The 22036-nt window shown below is 37.1% G+C and carries 19 protein-coding genes; 7 read left to right on the top strand and 12 right to left on the bottom strand.

Annotation, left to right across the window (positions count from 1 at the left end; all coding sequences use genetic code 11):
• Window positions 1–112 precede the first annotated feature (112 nt).
• Window positions 113–496 carry a winged helix-turn-helix transcriptional regulator gene (locus B3P23_RS06730; RefSeq protein WP_248753450.1) on the top strand — a complete coding sequence of 128 codons (384 nt, stop codon included), beginning with the start codon at window positions 113–115 and terminating at the stop codon, window positions 494–496.
• Window positions 497–499: 3 nt separating this feature from the next.
• Here B3P23_RS06730 and B3P23_RS06725 read toward each other — a convergent pair whose 3' ends face one another.
• From B3P23_RS06725 to B3P23_RS06710, 4 genes are all read right to left on the bottom strand, one after another.
• On the bottom strand, window positions 500–1348 hold the full coding sequence (locus B3P23_RS06725) for a hypothetical protein (protein ID WP_293925177.1): 849 nt from the start codon (window positions 1346–1348) through the stop codon (window positions 500–502).
• 689 nt (window positions 1349–2037) lie between these two features.
• Entirely contained in the window at window positions 2038–2418 is a 381-nt protein-coding gene (locus B3P23_RS06720; protein WP_248753448.1) for a DUF1634 domain-containing protein, read from the bottom strand.
• Window positions 2418–3254, bottom strand: a complete 837-nt coding sequence (locus B3P23_RS06715) for a sulfite exporter TauE/SafE family protein (RefSeq protein WP_293925175.1) — start codon at window positions 3252–3254, stop codon at window positions 2418–2420. Before B3P23_RS06715 ends, B3P23_RS06720 begins: the two co-directional genes overlap by 1 nt.
• Before the next feature lie 580 nt (window positions 3255–3834).
• Window positions 3835–4215, bottom strand: a complete 381-nt coding sequence (locus tag B3P23_RS06710; protein WP_248753447.1) for a DoxX family membrane protein — start codon at window positions 4213–4215, stop codon at window positions 3835–3837.
• Between the two features lie 288 nt (window positions 4216–4503).
• On the opposite strand from B3P23_RS06710, the gene B3P23_RS06705 reads away from it, so the two are divergent.
• Window positions 4504–4917, top strand: a complete 414-nt coding sequence (locus B3P23_RS06705; RefSeq protein ID WP_293925172.1) for a DUF6713 family protein — start codon at window positions 4504–4506, stop codon at window positions 4915–4917.
• A gap of 3 nt (window positions 4918–4920) precedes the next feature.
• On the opposite strand, the gene B3P23_RS06700 is transcribed toward B3P23_RS06705, so the two are convergent.
• From B3P23_RS06700 to B3P23_RS06675, 6 genes are read right to left on the bottom strand one after another with little or no spacing between them, the layout of a single operon-like run.
• On the bottom strand, window positions 4921–6066 hold the full coding sequence (locus B3P23_RS06700; protein ID WP_293925170.1) for a cytochrome-c peroxidase: 1146 nt from the start codon (window positions 6064–6066) through the stop codon (window positions 4921–4923).
• Between the two features lie 20 nt (window positions 6067–6086).
• Window positions 6087–7631, bottom strand: a complete 1545-nt coding sequence (locus tag B3P23_RS06695) for a DUF6850 family outer membrane beta-barrel protein (RefSeq protein WP_293925168.1) — start codon at window positions 7629–7631, stop codon at window positions 6087–6089.
• Window positions 7632–7662: 31 nt separating this feature from the next.
• Window positions 7663–9006, bottom strand: coding sequence for a DUF4876 domain-containing protein (locus B3P23_RS06690; RefSeq protein WP_293925167.1), 1344 nt, complete (start codon window positions 9004–9006; stop codon window positions 7663–7665).
• Window positions 9007–9010: 4 nt separating this feature from the next.
• Window positions 9011–12049 carry a TonB-dependent receptor gene (locus tag B3P23_RS06685; RefSeq protein WP_293925165.1) on the bottom strand — a complete coding sequence of 1013 codons (3039 nt, stop codon included), beginning with the start codon at window positions 12047–12049 and terminating at the stop codon, window positions 9011–9013.
• Between the two features lies 1 nt (window position 12050).
• Window positions 12051–13043, bottom strand: a complete 993-nt coding sequence (locus B3P23_RS06680) for a FecR family protein (RefSeq protein ID WP_293925164.1) — start codon at window positions 13041–13043, stop codon at window positions 12051–12053.
• A 53-nt stretch (window positions 13044–13096) separates the two neighbouring features.
• Window positions 13097–13651 (bottom strand): RNA polymerase sigma factor, encoded by a 555-nt coding sequence (locus B3P23_RS06675; protein WP_248753442.1) that lies wholly within the window; start codon window positions 13649–13651, stop codon window positions 13097–13099.
• 511 nt (window positions 13652–14162) lie between these two features.
• Between B3P23_RS06675 and B3P23_RS06670 the strand changes: the two genes are divergently transcribed.
• The 5 genes from B3P23_RS06670 (at window position 14163) to B3P23_RS06650 (ending at window position 17573) form a co-directional block, all read left to right on the top strand.
• Entirely contained in the window at window positions 14163–14690 is a 528-nt protein-coding gene (locus B3P23_RS06670) for a hypothetical protein (protein ID WP_293925163.1), read from the top strand.
• Entirely contained in the window at window positions 14691–15545 is an 855-nt protein-coding gene (locus B3P23_RS06665) for a hypothetical protein (RefSeq protein WP_349681557.1), read from the top strand.
• Between the two features lie 108 nt (window positions 15546–15653).
• Window positions 15654–16109 (top strand): hypothetical protein, encoded by a 456-nt coding sequence (locus B3P23_RS06660; RefSeq protein ID WP_248753440.1) that lies wholly within the window; start codon window positions 15654–15656, stop codon window positions 16107–16109.
• 175 nt (window positions 16110–16284) lie between these two features.
• Window positions 16285–16638 (top strand): hypothetical protein, encoded by a 354-nt coding sequence (locus B3P23_RS06655; protein ID WP_293925162.1) that lies wholly within the window; start codon window positions 16285–16287, stop codon window positions 16636–16638.
• Window positions 16639–17072: 434 nt separating this feature from the next.
• Window positions 17073–17573: an RNA polymerase sigma factor gene (locus B3P23_RS06650; RefSeq protein ID WP_293925161.1), complete on the top strand. Its 501-nt coding sequence runs from the start codon at window positions 17073–17075 to the stop codon at window positions 17571–17573.
• Window positions 17574–17604: 31 nt separating this feature from the next.
• Here B3P23_RS06650 and B3P23_RS06645 read toward each other — a convergent pair whose 3' ends face one another.
• Window positions 17605–19044, bottom strand: a complete 1440-nt coding sequence (locus B3P23_RS06645) for an SDR family oxidoreductase (protein ID WP_293925160.1) — start codon at window positions 19042–19044, stop codon at window positions 17605–17607.
• Between the two features lie 191 nt (window positions 19045–19235).
• On the bottom strand, window positions 19236–21749 hold the full coding sequence (locus B3P23_RS06640) for a cation-translocating P-type ATPase (RefSeq protein WP_293925159.1): 2514 nt from the start codon (window positions 21747–21749) through the stop codon (window positions 19236–19238).
• Between the last annotated feature and the right edge of the window lie 287 nt (window positions 21750–22036).

The following is a 22036-nucleotide window of genomic DNA, read 5'->3' as shown; positions in this document are numbered from 1 at the left end:
TTAGTGATAGTTTACAATTGCTATCAGTTTCCTTTTGGAAACTACTTTCCTATTGGAAACTAATAATCGTTTCCGTAATTTTACTTCGTATTTTTGGATCAATAAGTAGCTCATGAGAAAAAATCAAACCATCAATAATAGGTCAGGATGTAAAGCGCGGATAACAGCGATAACAGACACTATGGAAATTTTATCCGGAAAATGGAAATTTCACATACTTGGAACACTCATGGAAGGTGGTAAAATACGCTTTATGGACCTGCTTCGCGAAGTAGACGGCATCGCTGCAAAGATGTTATCCAAAGAGTTGCAAGATATGGAAATGAATCATCTAATAAGTCGCACAGTCCTCAACACAAAACCCATCACTGTCGAATATGAAGTGACCGAATATGGTCGTACATTAGAACCCATTATAGATGAAATTGCAAAATGGGGTGAAGCATATCGAAATGCTATTTTTAAAAAGCAACAAGATCAAACATCACAGATATAAAGATTAAAAGATTTTAGTTATTGAAGACAAAGGTACTTTTTGTTTCCAAACACCAGAAATATCAAATTCATGACCCGAAGACTTATTTTTAATAGTAAAAGTATATATGCACTCCCGCGTTAAGTAGGAGATTTCACCACTTACATGGATTGTTGTATAGGGTTCAACAAGCACTTCTTGTTTACTTCCATCATTCATATAAGATTCTAAATACCGGCCTTCCTTATAAGGAACTTGTTTAGACCAATACGTCACTCCATCTTTTAAAATCTCTCCCATAAAAATAAGTGAGTCTGGCGTATTCATCCAACTAAAAGCATCTTGATCAGTACTCGTAAACTCTGATATGTATTTAACATCTTTAAATATCGAAGTAGTTTCCATATTTTTTGCTCTAGAAGTATGATTATTCAGTTGGATGATACCACAACCTTCATTACTTTTATATTCCTTTCGACTTCCCGGTACTTCTATAATTTCCTTTTTGATAATCTCATAGGTTTCTCCCCGATTCTGAGTGAAAGACAGTTCATCTTGATTGCCGTCAGCAACGATACCGATTGAAAATTTTCTTGGAATACGATTGAAATTCTCTTTCAAGGACATCGTTAATAAATTATTTTGATCAGTCTTCTCCAATTTCAACCAGCTACCCATTAACTCTACCTGACCAACAGCAGTTAATACAGCTGGATTTCCCTCTTTATCGGATAATAATTCACCTGTAAAAGCATCTTTCACATATGCAACCGACCACTCCTTCGAATGAATAGCAATGCTATTACTAGAAAAACCAGAATTCAGTTGGATATCCTTGTAATCAGCATTAAAAAGTTCTGTATTACGATTCAAATCATCTTTATTACAAGAAATGATGGAAAGAATACAACAAGTGGAAAAACAGGCAATTATTAATTTCGAATGTTTTAGGATCATCGGTATATACATTAAAGGTTGTCAAACAGGTTATCAAACTCACTGTTAGCAAGTTAAGATTATTTTATCTAAAAAACACATTCTAATAAGTAAAATTTACCATAAAAATTAATACCCTGGTCGCAGATAGGTAGAAAAAAACTGCAAATCAAATATCATACTATCTAAAATTAATATCTTTTAAAACTCAAATAAGGAAAATATTGAGCTTATGCAATTCAATCAGCAAGTATAAATAACAAATGAGGATCAGTTAAATACGTAAAACAATTAAAATAAATACGTTTGATTACAAAGTCGATCCACGATGGCACAAGCTTTGTAAAAAGCTTTATATGTTATATCTACTGAACATTAAAAATTGACTGTTATGAATGCAGAGAATCAAAACGCGACCAAATTAGGACTGAAAAAAGGATATTACTTATTGCTAATGGCAATTTTGGATTTACCTATAGAAGAAAAAATCAAGAAAGCGAGAAAATAGAAAAACAAGTACCCTTTATATAGAAAAGTTCTCCCATGTGGAGAACTTTTCAATTATCAAGAATTTTCATACAGCCAGTAGGAACAACTTACATCAAGTACTTGGATGAGTAGCGTATTTAATGTCCAAATCCAAAATACATACTAAACCCAATAATAACAAGAACAATACTTGTTATAAAAACATACAGCTTATCTCCCTCGAGCATAAAGCTCAATAACGAAAGTAACAATCTTAACAAAGGCGTACAAAAAAGCACTAAAATCGCTAAATAAATAATCGCACGTCCCTGAAGATCTACTACACCCTTTAAAATCCCAGAAACAACATCGACTATACTTCGATCATTTTCCGTAAATCTTCCATAGGCAACAGGTTCATCCGCATGATTAAAAAGAAAGATCAATCCCCCGATTATACTGATGATTAATACACTTCTTACACCGTATTTTAAGACATTGCCTATTATTTTTTGAATAATTTTATCTGTAACCTGCATTAGAATTTACCTTTAAAACCGTTATAAATCATATTAAAAGCTAAGAAAAAAATGATAAAAGCAAAAAATATCCGGAGCTTTTTCGGATCCGTAGCCATCAATATTTTGGATCCAATCATTGCCCCTATCAATACTCCAATCATCACCGGCAAGCATATGTCAGGAACAATATATCCCTTTTGAAGATAAATAACACAACTAGCCAATGCCGTCACCCCCATCATAAAATTACTGGTCGTTGTAGAGACTTTAAAAGGAATTCTCATGATGGTATCCATGGCGATCACTTTAAAAGCCCCCGAACCAATACCCAACATGCCAGAAAGCACGCCAGCAAGACCCATCATGCTAAAACCACCAATAACATTTTTGGTGCCATATGCCACCTCCTGTCCTTTCACAACGGGATAAGTAGACGGTAATTTCAATCTTTCAGCAAGTTTACTGGATTGAGTCACGATATGCTCTTCTTTTTTTCGGAGTGAATTTGCAGCAGAAAAAATTAAAGCAAAACCAAATATTATAGCAATAGCAGAACTTGGTGCAGCAGTAGAAATTAAAGCACCTACAACCGCACCAGCTGTTGTAGCAATCTCCAGAAACATTCCTAGACGCATATTGGCAATACCTTCTTTAACATAAGCCGCTGCAGACCCAGATGAAGTTGCGATTACGGAGACCAATGCGGCCCCAATTGCATAATGTATATCTACTCCAAGCAAGATAGTCAGTAAAGGGATTACGACTATTCCCCCCCCAAGCCCCGATAGGGACCCAATAATGCCAGCACAAATTGCACCCAGTAGCATAATCAATGTAAACGTTAAAACGGTCATATTTTTATAATAGAATTTAAACGTAGAAAATCCTTAATTTTCTAAGGCAATAAAGTTAGGGATAATATTAATTTTAAAAGGTAATCTGCTTACTTTCTAATGATTCTCTAATATAGACGCTATTAATCTATTATTATTGATTTTGTACAGCGGCAGGTAAGTTTTAAGTATAAATAACGATCATACATTATTAAAATACGCAAATCTAATCAGATAAATACCCTTAATAAGTTCCCCCCTTTAAGATGGCACAAGCTTTGAAAAAAGTTTCTTGAAACATAGTAACACTAAATATTACAGTCATGAATAAGCAAACTCAAAAATCAACAAAGTTAGGATTGAAAAAAGGATATTACTTATTGCTAATGGCAATTTTGGATTTACCTATAGAACAAAGAATCAAAAAAAATAAAAAATAAGGATATGACTACTCTTCTTGAGTATGTCATATCCTATAATCAGATATAAGCAAACCACAAAAACAGGTTGAACTTCTCCTTAATATTGATCTAGGCATCTACATGAAGTAAGATAGGGCATAAATCAGACATTAATAAAAACGTAAAAGTTCTTGGATAAGTTATTTGTCAATCATCGGAAGATATTTTTTCCAATTATCAATTATGATCCATAAGACAATTGCGATCAATACAAATACGATGGGCAGTCCAGAAGGAGCTACTGCAATATTAGTCAGCAAAATACCTGTTAAGACCGGAAATATGACAAGGGCGCCTAATGCCCTAGTCCTAGCCGAGATCAGCAACAGTCCACCAACAATTTCGACCACACCTACTAAAGGCAGCAACCAGCCTATTTCCATAAAAGCCTTACTCGATTTTACCATTTCCTCTGGCATATCTTTAGGCATAGGCATATAATGAAAAAATTTGTCCAAGCCTGCATTAATAAACATGAAGCCTGTCAATAAGCATAACACGAAAAGAATCTTGTTTTTCATAATTGATTAATTTTGTTTATTCACGACTTAAAACAGTTTTAAACAATTATTGTTCTATTTTTTTAATATTTTTGATACGACTTCTTATTCACAAGCTCTTTTATCATTAATCCCATTATTTGATCTCACCAAAATTAGTTCCCACTCAAGAGCTTTCGAATTATCTATCATCTAGTTTGTTTTACAGCATGCCTTTTTTATTAATGAAGTTGTATTTTAGGGACATAGTCCTATATTTGCTTCTAAATTTAATTAGTTATCCACTAAATTCAAAAATAGTGACATCAGATGCCAGAACAGATCTTTTTATATATCGGAATCGTATTGTTCATCCTGCATGAAATCGATGCCATAAGGTGCAAAGAATGGCGGATTTTTCCAGGACTCTCTTTGCTCAATGAGCAAATGGGGTATGTGCTCTTCCTCTTAGCACATATCCCATTATTTTTCTTGATATATGAAGGACTCACCCCTATTCAATCCTCTAGCGCATTTATCAAGGGATTTGATATTTTTATGATCCTCCATCTAATTGTTCATCTCTTATTTATCAAACATAAAAAGAATGAATTCAAAGACTATATTTCCTGGACATTAATTATAGGAATTGCCATATGTGGGATTCTAGATTTGACGAAAGATTCATGCTCATACCTCATGTTTAGTTTTCATCCTATAAATAATAATACACTTAATATATAAGCCCTATTCGGGAAGCTCAGGCATCGCTATACGGCGTTGCGTTGGACTACTTAATGCCTGCAAAAAGGCCAATACCGCATCGACTTCCGTTTTAGAAAGATTAAGTTTTTTTAACAAGGGGGAATGAATGGGTCTTGTCTTTTCATCAACCACCACCCTTCTCTGTATAGGAGCAGGATTGCCCAGATTATAGAGTTCTACAACATCCCTCAGCGTAGGGAAGTTCCCATGATGCATCCAAGGCCCCGTCAATGCAACATTACGTAGTGAAGGTGTTCGAAATGCGCCTATATCTTTCTGATCACCTGTTAAATGATAATGTCCAAAATCCTCCTGTTTGGTACCATAGAGTGTCTGTCCATCGTTATGAAACAAATTATCTGAAAACAAAGGCGTATTATGACAATTAATACATCGAGCCTTAGTGCGGAAGAGATGAAGTCCTTCTAATTCCTGATCATTGAGCGCATCAGATTGCCCCGACACAAAGCGATCAAATTTATTTGGATAACTCACAATGCTGCGTTCATAAGTCGCCAATGCCTGCTGGATTCTCCATAAAGTCACAACATCATCCCCAAAAGCGCTTTTAAAATGGGTGCGATATCCTGCCATCTCGCGAACATGTGCGACCATCGTGTCCAAAACGGTATTCATCTCCACGTGATCTTGCACAGGCAACAAAACTTGGTCTTCCAGGCTTTTAGCCCTTCCATCCCACATAAAACTCTTATAATATCCCACATTATACAAAGTCATCGCATTACGTCTTCCTTCTTTTCTACCGTGGCCATGAGCTAAACTCTTACCATCACCAAAACCGAGCTGCGGATCGTGACAGCTCGCACAAGATAACTGCTTCGATGCCGATAACCGTGCATCAAAAAACAATAGTTTTCCCAATGAAGCCTTTTCTTTACTGAAGGGATTTGATTGCGGATATTCAACCGCGGGCAAAACTCCAATATCAACAAATCCTTTTTGAACTGAAGCATCTAGATGTGGTTTAGGCCACTGACTCATATCGCCACTGCTGTACATCCGGCGAAGATCAGCCATCGAATATCCCGTATCTACTGCATCTCCAAAAGCACTGATTAGTACAGGTAAACAAACCATCAATGCCACCAAAAACTTATTTTTCTTCATCAAAATTAAATACCTCCAACTTAAAATCCATAACTTAAACGTAAACTTCCCTCCTCGCGTGTTCTACCCAAAGGAGCCAAATTCATTCTATCCAAAGCATCAGCTTGATCCGCTTTACGATACGTATAATCTGCTGTCAACTTGATGTAATTACTTTTTCTAAGTCGCTGCATAAAACCCAGACGTAATTTACCTCCCCAAACATTTGCCTGATGATATAGAACATCATGATAAAACACATATTGATGAAATACATTTTCATTGATTACAGGAAGCGTCCATGCAGCACCTAAATTTCTTTCCATAAAAGCGGTCAAACCAAATTCAAACTCTTGATTTCTTGCTGTAGCATAGGTAAATAATGTTGCCAATCCATAGTCCAGACGGTCATAATCCAATCGTGTTTCCGTACCTCCATCATGACGCAATTGATTGGTATACCCTATATTAGCTTCATATAGCTGTTGCCACTTTTTATTATGCACCAAATACGAAAAATCCAATGTATGATGTTTCTTTCTGTAGACATAATTCTGTGCATCGCCACTTTCGATCACCCGATCCTTACCGCTATAGATGAAACTATTAAAAGATACCAGATAGGTACGATTAGACTGTTTTAAGTTCCACAAAAGTTGGTAGCTCAATTGATCCAGATTGAACTTGCTCAATTCATTGATGCGCGAATCATTACGTAGCGTCTGTCTATAGCGTTGTACTTCCTGCAGGTATCCTATATTTCCATAGAACTTTCCCAAATGCCCATCCCACGATAAATAAAACTTAGCACCATAACGTTTCATATCATTCTGATAATACATATTCTTTTCATTTAACCAATCGCTCACTTTCCAACCATATCCTCTTACGATGTAGTTCATAAAAGGAGATTCAACCGCACTTAACGCATATTGATCATTACGATAGGCTATTTCCACACGCTCTTGGCCATAGCCATACTTTCCCTCGGCCCCAAGCTCCCATTCAGAAGCAATATGGGCACTCCCCCCTAGGCTTCCATTGACTTGAATTGCATCAATCGTACCTCTTGGATCGTTATTACTAAAATGATTACCCACATGATAATCCAAGCCCCCGAAGACCGAATACCGACGGTCAGCAAAGTATTTTTGTCCCCTAGTCTGAATAAGATAATTGAACCTTTCATAATGATTGTAGCCATACGACCCAAAGTACCAGGGTGATGCCGGATTTTCTCGCGTTTGATGGGCAAACCTCGTGCTATCTTCCGTACTGCGGTTATAAGCAAATCTTCCCCACAGCCGTACATCTTTAATTGTTACCGCACCCTCCGAGTTAAAATTGATATTTTTTATTATTTGAGCATCCTGAGCAGCCCGATACTCTCCACTGATCTGGCTGTATCCCAATTGAATTAGGCTGTAGCGAGGTGAAACAGACTTCTCTAACCACATCGGGTTATCAACTGTGTATTGACGTATTCGGCGCTCTATAGTATCCTGCTCTACAGTCGTTTGCGCATATACTGGAAGGCAGGCTCCCCAAGTCGCAAACAACAATCCTATTATATCTCGTTTTTTCATGAATTGTATTAATTTTAATCAAGTACCTGATCTAATCTGCAAAACCCTTTGGGTTTGCTTTTATGGAAACAAAATCATCCTTAGAATTATTAGAATCCTGCAGCACTCTTCTTCCATTGACCACTGCTTTGGTTTTCCGAATGACAGCATTCGAGGAACGAGCTCCACCATCCACAGCAATCCATCCCGCATCATTTTGAGCAGAAAATCGCTTCGGATATTGCGTTGAAGTGGAAGACTGCAGTTCCACTGCATCCAAGATCACATCAACGGGCACCTGTATATATGCTTTGGAATTATTAACCTGACCATCCGCATAAGGCAATCCGTAACCCTTCCAATTTGCTTCAGGTCCCATAGCATCAGATCGAAAGATAAACCAGCTTTGTTGTGCCGTCTGGCTCATGATCAAATCGGCACCACTTCCCCGTCGGATTACCTCCACATTCGGCACATTGGGATTATCCACATCAGATGCCAAAGGCCTTGTTGTACCGATATAAGGTGCATAGTAAGCTTCAAAATCTGCCTTGCTCAAGTCGACTGTTAAACTTGGATCCTGAACAGCGATTACTTTTCCATCAGCTCCCTCATAAGGCGCTTTATGATTGGTTGCCGTAGCCGCTATAACAATACTTTGACCAGGAGCGATCGGATAATCCTGACCTTGACCTGGCAAGCGGAGTATAGTTTGCGCATATACATAGTCCGAATTCGCCTTGATATTGGTAGGCATTCCATATGATTTACTCCAATCGTACTGTTTACTATTCGCTTGATATGTATAGATCGCGTTTCTATTATTTGCTCCATATGCCTCAGCAATGCACAAACTATCAGCATACTGGATCTGGTCCGAATTATTAAAGATTTCAATAAATTGATCTCGGAAACTTGCACCCAAAGTCGCATGCGAACCCGCATAATAGATCTGTTTGATCACCAAGCCATTTGGATTGAAATTGCCACTCACCAAGGACAGATCCCAGTGATGATCTATTTCCCTACCGACCATAATCTCTTTGATCTCCGAACTAAAGGTGATATCAAAATCCTCTTGCCGATCCAGCAATTGATTAAACAAATCGACCTTAAAGCTGATCACAGCTTGTATCCTATAGGTATTAGGAGCAAGCTGTGGAAACTTAATATGACCCTCAGCATCAGTTTGGGCGCTGTATATCTTTTTCCCTTTCAACGAATAGATATTAACCGTGATGGTGTCTACAGGTAATTTCTCTTGATACTCCTCGCTTTCATAAGTAATATTGACTGTAACATCCACAGGACCATTATTGGGCAATAATTCTTTCTGACAGCTGCTCAATGACCCCATAAAAATGATCATCAGCATTAAATATTGTTGTAATTTCATATGCTTAAAGTTTAAGTCTTACTTGAGCACCATAACTTGGTTTACCATTAGGAATGACCATCGCACTATCCGATCGTTTATATTGCGGGCGATAATTAAATACATTGTAAACATGAAAAGCTAGGGTCAGTCGTTTACTAATTTCTTTTGATAAGTTGAGATGAAAATTGGTGTATACACCTGGCTGATTTTGATTGTTTATTTCCTCGATCGGACGAAGCAGATGTGCATAGTCGACATTTTCTTTATCAAAATTATCAATCTCATAATATCTTCCGTCCTGCGTAAAATATCCGATCGGGATACCGTCCGTAGCACGTGTATTGGTTTTATTCAAAATATTAAATTCCGTAGTAAAATTTAATAAGAGTTTAGCCTTTGGAATATGGGTACTCGAAGTAAGTGCAGCATTACTGGTCCAGCTGCTGCGCTCAAATACAGGATATAAACCGGTTACAGCATAATTTGGATTATTGGTGTTATTGGTTACCGATAACCAATTTTGAACTGGGTTATAGATAGATTTGGTTATACCGCCGCGCAGATTAAATGAAGTCGCTATCGCCGTCCATTTTGGAGTGGATAACATGACCTCTATACCTTGGTTTTTAGTCGTTTTCCCATTAACAAAATTATAGCGGGACAGGCGATGACGCTTTTGACCGTCGATCACATAGGGCAACTCAGCTTCTTGATCCGAATTGTCTATGTAGTTACCCAATAAGATTGAGCTAAAAGACATTTCGCTATATATATCCCGATAATTGCGTTTACTGTAAACATTCAAGCCCCCTCTAAATCCGCGATGTTCATAGGACAACGATAACTCCAACTGCTCAGAAAGTGCAGGTTTCAATTTGCTATTGTCAGGAGTAAACTTATCTACATATAATAAGTATAAACTATTTGCTTCATCCACAGCACCATTATCTTTTACTGCAGTGCGTTGATATAGCGGGATTTCATAGAATACTGGACCAGGATATAACTGAGCCAATGCGGGAGCTTTACTACCCCATCCATAAGCTAAACCAATGCGCAGATCCGGAGTGATTTCATAATTGATATTCGTACGTGGTGAAAATGTAGCATAACCTTCAAACAGATCCAACCGCGTTCCTATCCGTACATGCAGATTGCGATCTGCTATAGTTGTTCTAAAAACATCTTCGGCGTAGAATCCAATCTGATTTTGGGCATGGATACGTGAATAATCATAATATCGTTCAGAACGGTTATCTCCATTTGCAGTTGAAGTATTATTTCGAGGTCGTGTAGGATCTACGATCTGCCCTCGCCCCTTATTCTTTGAAAAATTGTATGAAGAACCAAAATTCAATTGGTGTAAAATACCACCAGTATGGAAACTACCATTCAAATCCAGTCTAGCCGTAAAATCAACAGGTTTGCCTTCCAGATTGGTCACTGCTGTATAGATACCAGAAGCATATTTTCCATTTGTTACCCCTACATCCGTCGCATCGGTATAGATGATGTAGGTATTATTCATGAATTGCTCTTTATAGGTATTCTGATAAGTCTCACTATAACGCACATTAAAACCAATATTAGTCAGAAAACTGTTGTCGATTCTGTAATTGGTCCGATTACCAACAGAAAAATTATAGGCCCTATAGCGCAGAAGTGTTGCAGTAGGATCATCTGGGTCACGACGTACATTGTCCAGATTGCGACCGTAATCAGCAGTAAATGTATTGGTAAAAGCACGATCTTGACCAGCTGCTGTACTCCATATTAAATTGCTTCCAACACGGTCATACGATTTGAGCTTATCACGGTTATCATTATACGAACGTGTAAAATTACCGCCTACCGTAAAAGCACCCCACTTTTTAGTTTGAAAACCTTTCGTTAGTCCATATACAGTTGCATTATCACGAAGTTGCATATTAAAATTGAAAGGAGTTGCACCAGCAATCCGATTGATGATCACAGCCCCATTGGTCATATCTCCATATTTTGCCGAAGAGATACCAGCCACTATTTCAACACTTTCAATGTTATCCGTTGCAATCTGACGTAAATCCACCCCTCCAAATGTATAATCACCAGTATAACGGTCAAGACGGTCTTCACTCCCCATTAAACCAGATATATTACCACCTACATAAGAATTCCCCATACCGCTGATTCCTGGATTGAGCGTCTGCATATTGGCATTATTGGACAGCGCGATTCCATCCATAATCAAAGCAATTCCAAAAGAATTATTCAATGAAAAAGGATCTTTGGTGCCCAAAGAATTTGTACCGAATGAAGCACTACGTAGATTAGCCTGTTGTACCTGCTGTAAAGATGGAGCAGCGATCTTCTGGCCAGGTACCAAACTCAATAAATCGTTGAGACTAAGCGCTCCGGACTGTTCAATAACCTCCCGATTAATATAAAGTGAACTATTACTTTCTAAATTTTGATTCGTACGAGGGCTAACCGTAATTTCGTCGAGGCCCACGCTTAATAACGGTAAAGTAACAGTGGGTATTCCTGTCTGCTGTTTATCCAGCACTACGTTAAGCGTAATGCCCTGCCTTCCGATCATCGAAAACCTGACCTCAGCAGATTTCAGGCGATGTGCTGGAAACTGGAACCGAAAAGAACCATCTTGCTCTGTCAAAAAATATTGGTTTAGTTCTTTAAAAAACACCGAAACCAAGGATAAGGGCAATCCCGTTTCATCGGTCACTTTCCCGGTCAGAACACCTACAGAGCCATTGTTGATTAAGATATTTCTTCCTGACAACCTCAGCTGTAGATAAGTCTGCTGTTCCAGACTTTGTAAGATCTGAGTCAGTGAACCAGTCATTTGTAGTGAAACCTTCCGGTTGAGATTGATGGTTTTCTCATCATAAAGAAAGCTATAGCCCGATTGTTTCTCGATCTGTTGCATAATGGATTTAAGCGACTGGCTTTTACTTTCAATATGGAGCTGTTGTGCCGATACCGGTAGTCCATGATAGGTAAAAGCGATACCAAGAAATAAAGAACGAACCCAGATCGCGCTGAGTCTATTATTTTTTTTCATATTATTTTTTATGAGCAATTAAGGTGTTAGATTCAAGAAAGAAGCGGTATGAGGTGGTTAAAGTCAATTTATCCAATACCTGATCCAGATTTTCATGCGCTATAGTTCCAGAAAAATCAAGATCTACATCTGCATCAGCCTGAAAAGAAATGCCATATTTACGAGCCAATTGTTGGCCAATATCCGAATAAGTAGCATGATTAAAGTGCAGTACTCCATTCATCGTCTCTCGTTCTTGTCCCTGATCAAAAGATTCTATAGTATATTTATCCAACACTTTGTCATATACAAATGCCTGTCCAGGTAAGATGATCAGGCGCATGCTATTATTAAAGATTTCCACTTTACCCGTAAACAGGGCAATCTTTGCTACCTTGTCCTCTTCAAAAGCATGAATATTAAATGAGGTTCCCAAGACTTTAACCTGAAATTCACCTGTCTCGATGGTAAAGGGCTGGTCTTTACGATGAGCTACATCAAAAAAAGCTTCACCTTTGAGCCTCACTTTTCGCTCGCTCGCTGCAAACTGCTGAGGATAGTCGAGTGTAGAAGTAGGCCCTAATCGTACTTTTGTTCCATCAGTCAGTTGCACATTCATGTACTTACCGGCGGGAACGTATTGTTTTACAACAGCGACTTTAGGCGAGGGGCTCTGCAGCATATCCGGACTTTGCTGAAACAAAAAGATGGACAAACCCAAAAGCAGTACACACGCAGCAGCGTAGGGAAACCATTTCCGAAACAGAATTTTTCGATTTACCTTAACTTCATCGATCGCTTGATAAAGACGCCGTCTTGCCATTGCGATTTCGTCCTCAGATGGCATGGTCTGGAGCTGTAAAACTAAGGCCTTACTTGCTATTGCTAAGTCTTCGTATTGCGGATTTTCCTCAATCCAGGTTTTCCAATAAGTAACATTCTCTGATTCACGATCCAGACAATATTCAACAAAGGAAGGATCACAGATCAATTTTTCAAGAGTAGGGTTATCCATTATTTTTCATGCATTTTAAGAGTAGTGCATGAAATACCTGATTTTTACCTATTTTATTTATAATAATTTAAAATAAGAATTAAAATCACTGTTAAATGACTCTTAAGACTCTTTATAGCTTCATAAATGACATTATATACTGTTCGGACAGCAGCATTTTCGGAAATAGCAATTTCGTCGTAAGACTTATTGTAGAAATATTTCAATTCAATATAGTGGCGTTGCTTTTTGGTCAGCCTAGCCATAGCGGCATGGATATGTCGCTCTCTTTCCATCATTTCCTCAATTCTAATTTTTTGAGTCTCTACAGATTCCTCATAAGGTTCTTCCAGTAAGCTCTCAAAACAAATTTCCTGGGCTTTTAGTTGTCGAAAAATAATACGCTTGAGCCAGACAAAAAGATAATATTTAGGATCACTAATATCGACCGGAAGACGCTCATGCTTTTCCCACAACTCATAAAATAAAATATGGATTGCTTCCTTAACAACTTCTCTATCCTTGGCAATAACCATCCCGTATTGAAACAAAGACCTATACAGTGTATCATAAATGATAAAGAAACTTTCCTTATCCCCTTTTGTAATATTGACCCAGTGCGTTTTCATTTTTCAAGGTCGCTAAGATAACATATTATTTAGATTTATTCCAAATAATAGATATAAATATCCGATACGCGACTAAATTCATCGTATGGATCTGAGAAAAGTGATGAACCAGTTTGCAAACATCAGCTGCATGCACATGAGTCAAAGGTTATTTAAAGCAAAAAATAAAAAGAAGAGTTGCTCAGAAATTATAATCAAAAAAGAATCGCTAAAGATATTAAATCTATAGCGATATAAAATGGATCTTTCCTATAATGGTTTTGGTATTATCAAATCTTACAAGACCTTACAAAGTGATGCTTAATCTTATTTTCAAACAAACATAATATTTTTTTTCTCACTAATAGGAATATTACAATAAATATTTCATTTTTTTAGCGGATCAAACAAGTTTTATTGATAGTCTGGAGCACAACCTCGAAAAACACTATTTATTATACATTTACTACCTTAATGTAAGATCACAATAATGATATCTTCGCATTATTTTTATTAAAACAGGCATTGGTGAATGAAAGAACAACTATTGATCCACGAAGTGATCGATCTACCTGACGAGTTCGATATAAAAGATTTTAAATTATTTTATAGAGATATTGACTTACTCAGATTATCAAAAGACTATGGAACCCCTTTACGATTTACGTTTCTTCCTACTATTGAAGAAAAGATAAATGAGATGAAGTTATATTTCAAAGAAGCCATACAAAAAACGAACTATCAGGGCAGTTATATGTACTATTATTGTACAAAAAGTTCTCATTTTAGGCATATACTACAAAAAGCTATTCAATCCAATATAGGCGTTGAAATCTCATCAGCTTATGATATCGATTTAATCAAATCTTTAATAGAAGATGGAAATATTAAAAAAAGTACAAAAATAATTTGCAATGGCTATAAGACCTCTGATTATCAAGCTGGAATATTATCCTTGATTCAGCAAAACCATTGTTCTGTCATGCCTATCATCGATAGTAAAAGTGAACTTTTACATTATCTTGAAAATCTGAGTAACACCACTAACTTAACTATATGAATTAGAATAAACCTGAGTTTTCTACAGACCTATCCTCATGAGTCGAGATTTGGGCTATCACCCGATAATATCATGAGCCACTATCATGATTATATAAAAGCAAACGGGCAAGTGTCCGTCACCACGTTACATTTCTTTAATGAAAAAGGATTGAATACAGGAAATGAATATTGGAATGTATTAGAAGAAGTTATCCGATTTTACTGCCGATTTAAAAGGATAAATCCACAATTAACGACATTAGATATCGGAGGCGGTATGCCCTTTCGAAGCTCACTAAATGACAACATTGATCTATCACTTTTAGTCCGACAGCTTATATCTACCATTCAAAACATCTGTCTAGAAGAAGGCGTTCAGGAACCAGACATCATTACCGAATTTGGAAAATATACGGTAGCAGAAGCAACAGCTACAATTTTCAAAATAAATGAAAAAAAACAAGGTGACCGTTTAGATTGGGCTATTATTGATGGTTCTTTTATTACCCATTTGCCAGATACATGGGCTATTCATCAGGAATATCCCGTATTTCCTATCAATAATTTAAAACAAAATTATAAACCCTATGTGCTAGGCGGATTGACATGTGACAGTGCCGATTACTATCCAAACACGATTGATCGCGGATATGTAATGTTGCCAGATACCGACAATGAACAATATATCACCTTCCTACATACAGGTGCATACCAAGAAGCTCTTAGTGGTTTTGGCGGAATAAATCATTGTTTGATTCCATCACCAAAACATATCATCATTGATCGGGATGATCATGAAGATCTACAATATACTGTCTTTTCTGAAAAGCAAACAAGCCATCATCTTTTAAAAATATTGGGTTATCAAAAATAGATCAATACACCGACGTACTAATTCATTTATTTCAGGTATTTATTGGAACAACTATTACAGCATGTCGACTGTTCTTTCTATACATTGATTAATTTAAAAAGGACAGTTATGATGAAACAACAAAAAAATACCACTACAACAGGACTAGGTTTTATTGTTGCAGTAATATTGGAAAATGCCGATCAGTCACAAATCAACAATCCTGATGGTTCGCCAAAAAATCCGAATGATTTACGCGAGCAAAAACAGGCAGAAAATCCTGCTGAGAATCCTGATCCAGAATTAGAAGATCCAAATTTTGTACCAGAGGATGAAGATGAGGATACACCATCCAATGGACAAGAATCAACACAAAATATTTCAAAAAATAGCGAATTAGATACAGAAGATCCAGTAGAATTTCCCGATGAAGATCAAGATGAAATAGAACAAGGTGAGCCCCAAGAAGAACTTCCAATGGAGGAAGATGATGATCTCACAAGAGAAGAGCCGCTAGAATTGCCTGAGCAAGAGGATATCGATGAAGTAGAAATTAATGATAAAGAGGATACTGAATTAGAATAACACAACAATGGGTAAAGTAATTATTAAAATTACAGCATTCCCTATTCTAACCAGCTCGTTAAATAAGTGACAAACACGCTGGCAGAGCCTACTCTTTATCTTAAATTCCATTCCTTAAATTCAAAATATGATCACAATTGAAAAAAACAACACAAAAAACAGACTAGGCCTGCTTATGTGCGTAATATTAGAAAATAGTAACAGCATTGTTCCAAAACAAAATAATCTATCGGAACAAGATTACCGATCTGAAAATCAATTGAAAGACTCCAGACAATATGATCCTCTTCAAGAAGTTGGCAATGCGGAACACGAAGCAATAGAACGAGAAAATCAAGAAGATGGCTTAATCGATCGAGTAGATCCAGACAGTGATAAATTAAATCCTGAGGAGGATGAATTAGAAATAGACAACCCAAAGGAAGATCTGTTAGAGGGTGATCCTGAGGAAGAAGTTTTTGACGATGACGATCGCGACATCGAAGAAGATGGTCTTGAAGAAGAAGATAGTGATGGCAATTTCTTATAGAAAAAACACTATCTTAATTTAGATATTCATCTAAAAAAAGGAATGCAAGTCAATTTGCATTCCTTTTTTTATTTCCTTACTCGTGCTGATTTCCTAAATGGTCACGCATTATGAACAACTTAAGTTTTTACCCTTACATTTTTCTAGAAACATGATTTGGAGCGATCATATGCCTATGTATCATCAAAGCAATAATGAAGTCTCCTGCAGCATACGATATAAATACCTGATTTAAAAATTATATCGATTTAAAAAATGCTTGAAATTTAAATAAACTCATGGATAAAATGAAAATAAGACAATTTACATACAAATGCATGCAACGAATTTATACGTATAGTTAGAAAACAAACAATATACCACATTCACTATCAAACTATTATAAAGATATAAGCGTTATTAAATATACTACACATCATAACATGGAGGTTATTATGGAAAATGTAAATTTAAATGTCTTATTTCAAGAAAAAAGACAAGTGTTGAACCATTTCGCTAGTCAATTTACGTCTGATTACGATGAAAAGGAAGATTTGATTCAAGAAACGCTTATGAGAGCACTGAAATCGGTTCATAATTTTATAAATGATCCTAAATTAATGACTTGGTTGTATGTGATTATGAAAAACATTTACATCAATCAATATCGAAGAGAAAGACGTAAACACATCATATATGAAGATTGTATCCATAGCGACCACTTCGATACCACATCCTTTAATTCAAATGAATACAAAATGATTCATGATGATATCCAAAAGGCTTTAAATAGCATTCCAGTTGAAAATGCGGAGATCTTCCGTTTACACTTAGACGGTTACAAGTATCACGAGATTGCCGAAACCTTTAATCTTCCGGAGGGAACAGTTAAATCCCGTATTCATTTGACACGTAAAGTTCTACAACAAAAATTAAAAATGTACCAGTCATCTTAGCGCAACACCAGATTTTAAGCAGCAAACTTCATTATTTATTTTTTGACGTACCTTTAGCAATATTCTTCATCATTCCTTTAAAAATAAAGGAATGAAAAGGTAAGACTGCATACCAATATAATCTACCCGAAATACCAAGTGGACGGAAAGTGGCTGTTTGGATAAAAACATTATTTTTATCAATTTTAAACTCCAACCATGCTTCACCTGGTAATTTCATCTCCGCATATAACAACAATCTACGATCCTTTTTATCGGCTAATATTACTCTCCAAAAATCAATTACACTACCTGTTGATAAAATCTCCGAATTTGTCCTTCCTCGTTGCAATCCAACACCTCCAACCAGCTTATCAAGGAATCCACGGATACCCCATAACCAATCTGCGTAGTACCACCCCGTTTTTCCACCGATCGACCAGATATGTTTTAATACAAGATCGGGATCTGATACGTCCATAGACCTGATGTCCTTAAAGCATCCATCTTGCGGAACTTCTATCAGTTTTACAAATTGATCTGGGTATCTTTCGATATTCATGGCCTCCCGCCAACTGGATATCACCTGGTTTTGTTCAATTTTTCCAAAAGCCAAACGAATAGCCTCTTCATAACTCATGGGCTGGATATTAATTTTTTCTTGAAGATCGTTAGGTTGAGCTATGACATCTACGCGCATACTCTCAACCAAACTGCTAGCAAGCGGATAAGAAGTAGAAGTAACAAAATAGAGCCAATAAGAAGAAAGCTTTGGTGTCATGACAGGCACTGTCAATATCCAACGCTTAAGCGCCCTAACATGAGCAAACCGCAGCAACATATCTTTATAGGTAATGACTTCAGGCCCACCGATATCATAAGCTTTATTAAATGTATACTCCTGCATCATCACCCCATCTAAAAAGCCCAGTACATCACGAATACCTATTGGTTGGCATTTGGTCATTAACCATTTAGGTGCAATCATAATCGGTAACTTCTCCACCAAGTCCCGTATGATTTCGAAACTCGCACTACCCGATCCTACAATAATACCTGCCCTTAAAGTAGTGACTGCATAACGGCTGGAGTGCAATCTTTCTTCGACATTCAAGCGAGACTGTAAGTGTTTCGAGAGGTGCTTACTATTCACGATACCACTTAAGAAAATTACCTGTTTGACACTTGTTTTTTCCATACAAGCTTTAAAACAATCAGCAACAAGGAGTTCAGTTTGTGAAAAATCATTTTCTGAAGATGACATAGAGTGCATGAGGTAATAAGCAATATCGATATCTTCCGGAATTTGGCTCACAACATCCTTCTTTAGAAAGTCTACTTCTATTACCTCAAAATCAAATCCTTCATATTTACTTTTATCAAAACGATTCCGATCACGTACACAGCAGACCACTTGATGTTTCTTCTCGAGTAGTACCGGCAGCAAACGCTGTGCGATATAACCCGTGGCACCCGTCAACAATATTTTCATATCTTCAAAATTTCTAGTTCTTCACACGTATTTAATACTCACTATAAGATCGTATCCGCAAAATATCTTATGGTCAATGAAACATATATCACTCAAATTTAATCAATAATATATCTTAACCTGCTTTTTTTATACATTCCCTTAAAGCAATCATGACAGATCTTACCTGATCACATGCACGACGATTCATATCAGGAAACATGTACAGTTCTCGATCTTTTCCAATATTTATAAGCATCCATCCAAAGTGTACTCACTCCAGCGACCAATAGACAGATGAGCAATTGAACAGCGTTCAAATATGTTAAACTAAAGAAGTGCGAAACAGGTTCAAAATACAGCATCAAAAAGAGCATTCCCAAAGTGATACAACTCATATAATAGATTAGATTGTTCTTATAAGTAATGGTCTCGTAGATGTAATAGTAAAAAGAACGATTGATAAAACTAAGCAGGATATTAGAAAAAATGAGGGTCGTAAATACCATACTGCGCACGGTATTCTCATCTCCTGTTTGATGATAAGCGTACTGATAAATAAAAAGAACACCTGCTGCAATTACCAATCCTTGAATCATACTAATTGTGAGTTCTTTCCAATTTAAGAATGTTTCTGAAATTGGACGTGGTTTATGCTGCATGGCATTCGGTTCCATAGGTTCATTTTCATACACGATCGAACAAGTAGGTCCCATGACCAATTCTAAAAAAATAACATGTATTGGCGTAAAGATCTGTGGATATATCCAACCCAAAAACAACGGTAGAGAGACTGTTAGAATAATCGGAATATGGATAGATATGATATACTGAATAGCTTTCTTGATATTGGCATAGATCCGTCTACCCGCAGCGATCGCGACCACTAATTTTGAAAAATCATCATTGACAAGAACTACAGCAGCAGCAGCTTTTGCTATCTCTGTCCCTTTATTGCCCATAGCAACCCCAATATGGGCAGCCTTTAAAGCAGGAGCATCATTAACACCATCCCCCAGCATGGCCACAACTTCACCACTACGCTTGAGGGATTGAATTACAGCCAGTTTTGCTTCCGGATACATTCGCGCAAATATGGTACAGTCATGCAATTGCTTATCCAGTACTTCTTTCGACAACAGCATTAAATCTTTCCCGTCAATATGTATCGACGCATCCTTTAAGCCCGCCTGCTGGGCAATGGATGTTGCTGTGTTGGAATTATCTCCAGTGATCATTTTGACTTTGATTCCTGCCTCATAGATCTGCTTAAATATAGCCTCAATACCTTTCTTTGGAGGATCATAAAAAACAACAAAACCCTCAAAATCAAATTGAAAATCCTGTTGCTTTTCTGGAAAATCATGATGTGTATCATGTGCTTTCGCTACCCCCAGTACGCGGTATCCCTGTTGCCCAAATTGAACAATAAGCTGCCTCAATTCCTCTTTCTTTTCTACGGAAAGACTAGACACTTCAAGAATAGCTTCGGGAGCTCCCTTAGCAGCAATAATCCGGTCGCCAGCATCATTTCTAAATAAATGAGTCATCATGGGCGGCTTACCCTCCAATGGATACTCGTGAAATAACTCAAACTCTGCCCTTCGATCCTGTTTAGCAGTCTGTTCGTAACGCTGATGAAGTTCTTTTTCCATCGGATCAAAAGGTACAGGTTCACTAGCCCACATAGCCGTCTGGATCACATCGGACACATCGGGCAGATGATAGTCCTGCTCATACACCGTACGCTGCTTTGCTTCACTATAAACAGCTACTAATTTCATTGTATTTTCGGTTATTGTACCTGTTTTATCCGTACAAATTACGGTAGTACTACCCAGTGTCTCCACAATACTTGATTTTTTAATAATGACTCCTTCGCGCATTAATTTCCATGCACCTAGCGCCATAAAAGTGGTGAATGCTACTGGGATTTCTTCCGGAAGGATAGACATGGCTAACGTAAGACCACTTAATAAACTATCAATAACACTGCGTGTCTGAAAATAGCTCACCAGGCAGACCAACATAAAAACGATCAGTCCAATCAGCGCCATATTTTTCACAAAGCGTTCAATTTGCAACTGCAACGGCGATTTTTCTTCTTTTATAGACTTCATAGACTGACCGATCTGACCCAGCTTGGTTTGCTGTCCGATCTTCTTTACCTCATAAACGGCCAAACCTGATACCGTGATCGTACCACTGTAGACACAGTTATCCCTTCCATTAGCATCTTTGAACACAGACAGACTCTCCCCTGTTAGGGAAGATTCATTTACTGAAAAATCATGGCTATGCACAATTATTCCATCGGCATTGATAATTTGACCTTCTTCCGTTATGCATAGATCCCCAACGGCTATTTCGTGCGTTTTAATAGCAATGATCTGACCATCACGTATTACTTTACTTAGAGGTTCATTTAATTTTTCTAATTCCCGCATCGCATTTTGGCTCCTCACATCTTGATAAAAAGAAATTCCGGAGACAAAGGTAAGCGCAGCCAACATAAAATAGGCCTCCGTATAATTTCCAACAATCAAATAAATAACGGAAATCACGATCAGCAAGATCAACATCGGTTCTTTCACGATATTGAGCAATAGATCAAGCGTACCAGAATCGCGTTTTGTATTCAGGCTATTATAACCATCTTTTTCAACTGACTGCCTGACCTGCGCAGCATTAAGACCTTTTAGGTCCTTAGGAATTGGATAAGCCATATATAAGCCAACTAGTTAGATAGTAAGTTAACACTATTATTTCAAAGAAAATAATATTTAATATGATAACAAACAATCACAGCCACATGAGTGAGATTCCATCCTAAAATTTTTACTATATTATTTTTAGTATCATTTCGATAAATACGTGTCTCACCAGGATTTCTACGGGTATTACACTCTGCGATACGCTATGTATAGTTCAGAAATACGGGTACCTGCATCATTTAGTACTGAAGATTACATCTGGGTACTTTAAAAGGAAAACAATCAAAAACTTCTGTTTA

It is taken from the genome of Sphingobacterium sp. UBA6320 (genome assembly GCF_002440335.1).
In the GTDB taxonomy this organism is placed as follows: domain Bacteria; phylum Bacteroidota; class Bacteroidia; order Sphingobacteriales; family Sphingobacteriaceae; genus Sphingobacterium.
Note: the sequence above shows the minus strand (reverse complement) of the source record. Positions and strands in the feature narration are given on the sequence as shown.

Bases quoted from the DNA above. Each gene is read 5' to 3' on its own strand.
- B3P23_RS06705 (WP_293925172.1), top strand. From the start codon at position 4,504: ATGCCAGAACAGATCTTTTTATATATCGGAATCGTATTGTTCATCCTG.
- B3P23_RS06640 (WP_293925159.1), bottom strand. From the start codon at position 21,749: ATGGCTTATCCAATTCCTAAGGACCTAAAAGGTCTTAATGCTGCGCAG.
- B3P23_RS06680 (WP_293925164.1), bottom strand. From the start codon at position 13,043: ATGGATAACCCTACTCTTGAAAAATTGATCTGTGATCCTTCCTTTGTT.
- B3P23_RS06710 (WP_248753447.1), bottom strand. From the start codon at position 4,215: ATGAAAAACAAGATTCTTTTCGTGTTATGCTTATTGACAGGCTTCATG.
- B3P23_RS06700 (WP_293925170.1), bottom strand. From the start codon at position 6,066: ATGAAGAAAAATAAGTTTTTGGTGGCATTGATGGTTTGTTTACCTGTA.
- B3P23_RS06715 (WP_293925175.1), bottom strand. From the start codon at position 3,254: ATGACCGTTTTAACGTTTACATTGATTATGCTACTGGGTGCAATTTGT.
- B3P23_RS06650 (WP_293925161.1), top strand. From the start codon at position 17,073: ATGGAAAATGTAAATTTAAATGTCTTATTTCAAGAAAAAAGACAAGTG.
- B3P23_RS06660 (WP_248753440.1), top strand. From the start codon at position 15,654: ATGATGAAACAACAAAAAAATACCACTACAACAGGACTAGGTTTTATT.
- B3P23_RS06675 (WP_248753442.1), bottom strand. From the start codon at position 13,651: ATGAAAACGCACTGGGTCAATATTACAAAAGGGGATAAGGAAAGTTTC.
- B3P23_RS06720 (WP_248753448.1), bottom strand. From the start codon at position 2,418: ATGCAGGTTACAGATAAAATTATTCAAAAAATAATAGGCAATGTCTTA.
- B3P23_RS06645 (WP_293925160.1), bottom strand. From the start codon at position 19,044: ATGAAAATATTGTTGACGGGTGCCACGGGTTATATCGCACAGCGTTTG.
- B3P23_RS06690 (WP_293925167.1), bottom strand. From the start codon at position 9,006: ATGAAATTACAACAATATTTAATGCTGATGATCATTTTTATGGGGTCA.
- B3P23_RS06685 (WP_293925165.1), bottom strand. From the start codon at position 12,049: ATGAAAAAAAATAATAGACTCAGCGCGATCTGGGTTCGTTCTTTATTT.
- B3P23_RS06695 (WP_293925168.1), bottom strand. From the start codon at position 7,631: ATGAAAAAACGAGATATAATAGGATTGTTGTTTGCGACTTGGGGAGCC.
- B3P23_RS06730 (WP_248753450.1), top strand. From the start codon at position 113: ATGAGAAAAAATCAAACCATCAATAATAGGTCAGGATGTAAAGCGCGG.
- B3P23_RS06670 (WP_293925163.1), top strand. From the start codon at position 14,163: ATGAAAGAACAACTATTGATCCACGAAGTGATCGATCTACCTGACGAG.
- B3P23_RS06655 (WP_293925162.1), top strand. From the start codon at position 16,285: ATGTGCGTAATATTAGAAAATAGTAACAGCATTGTTCCAAAACAAAAT.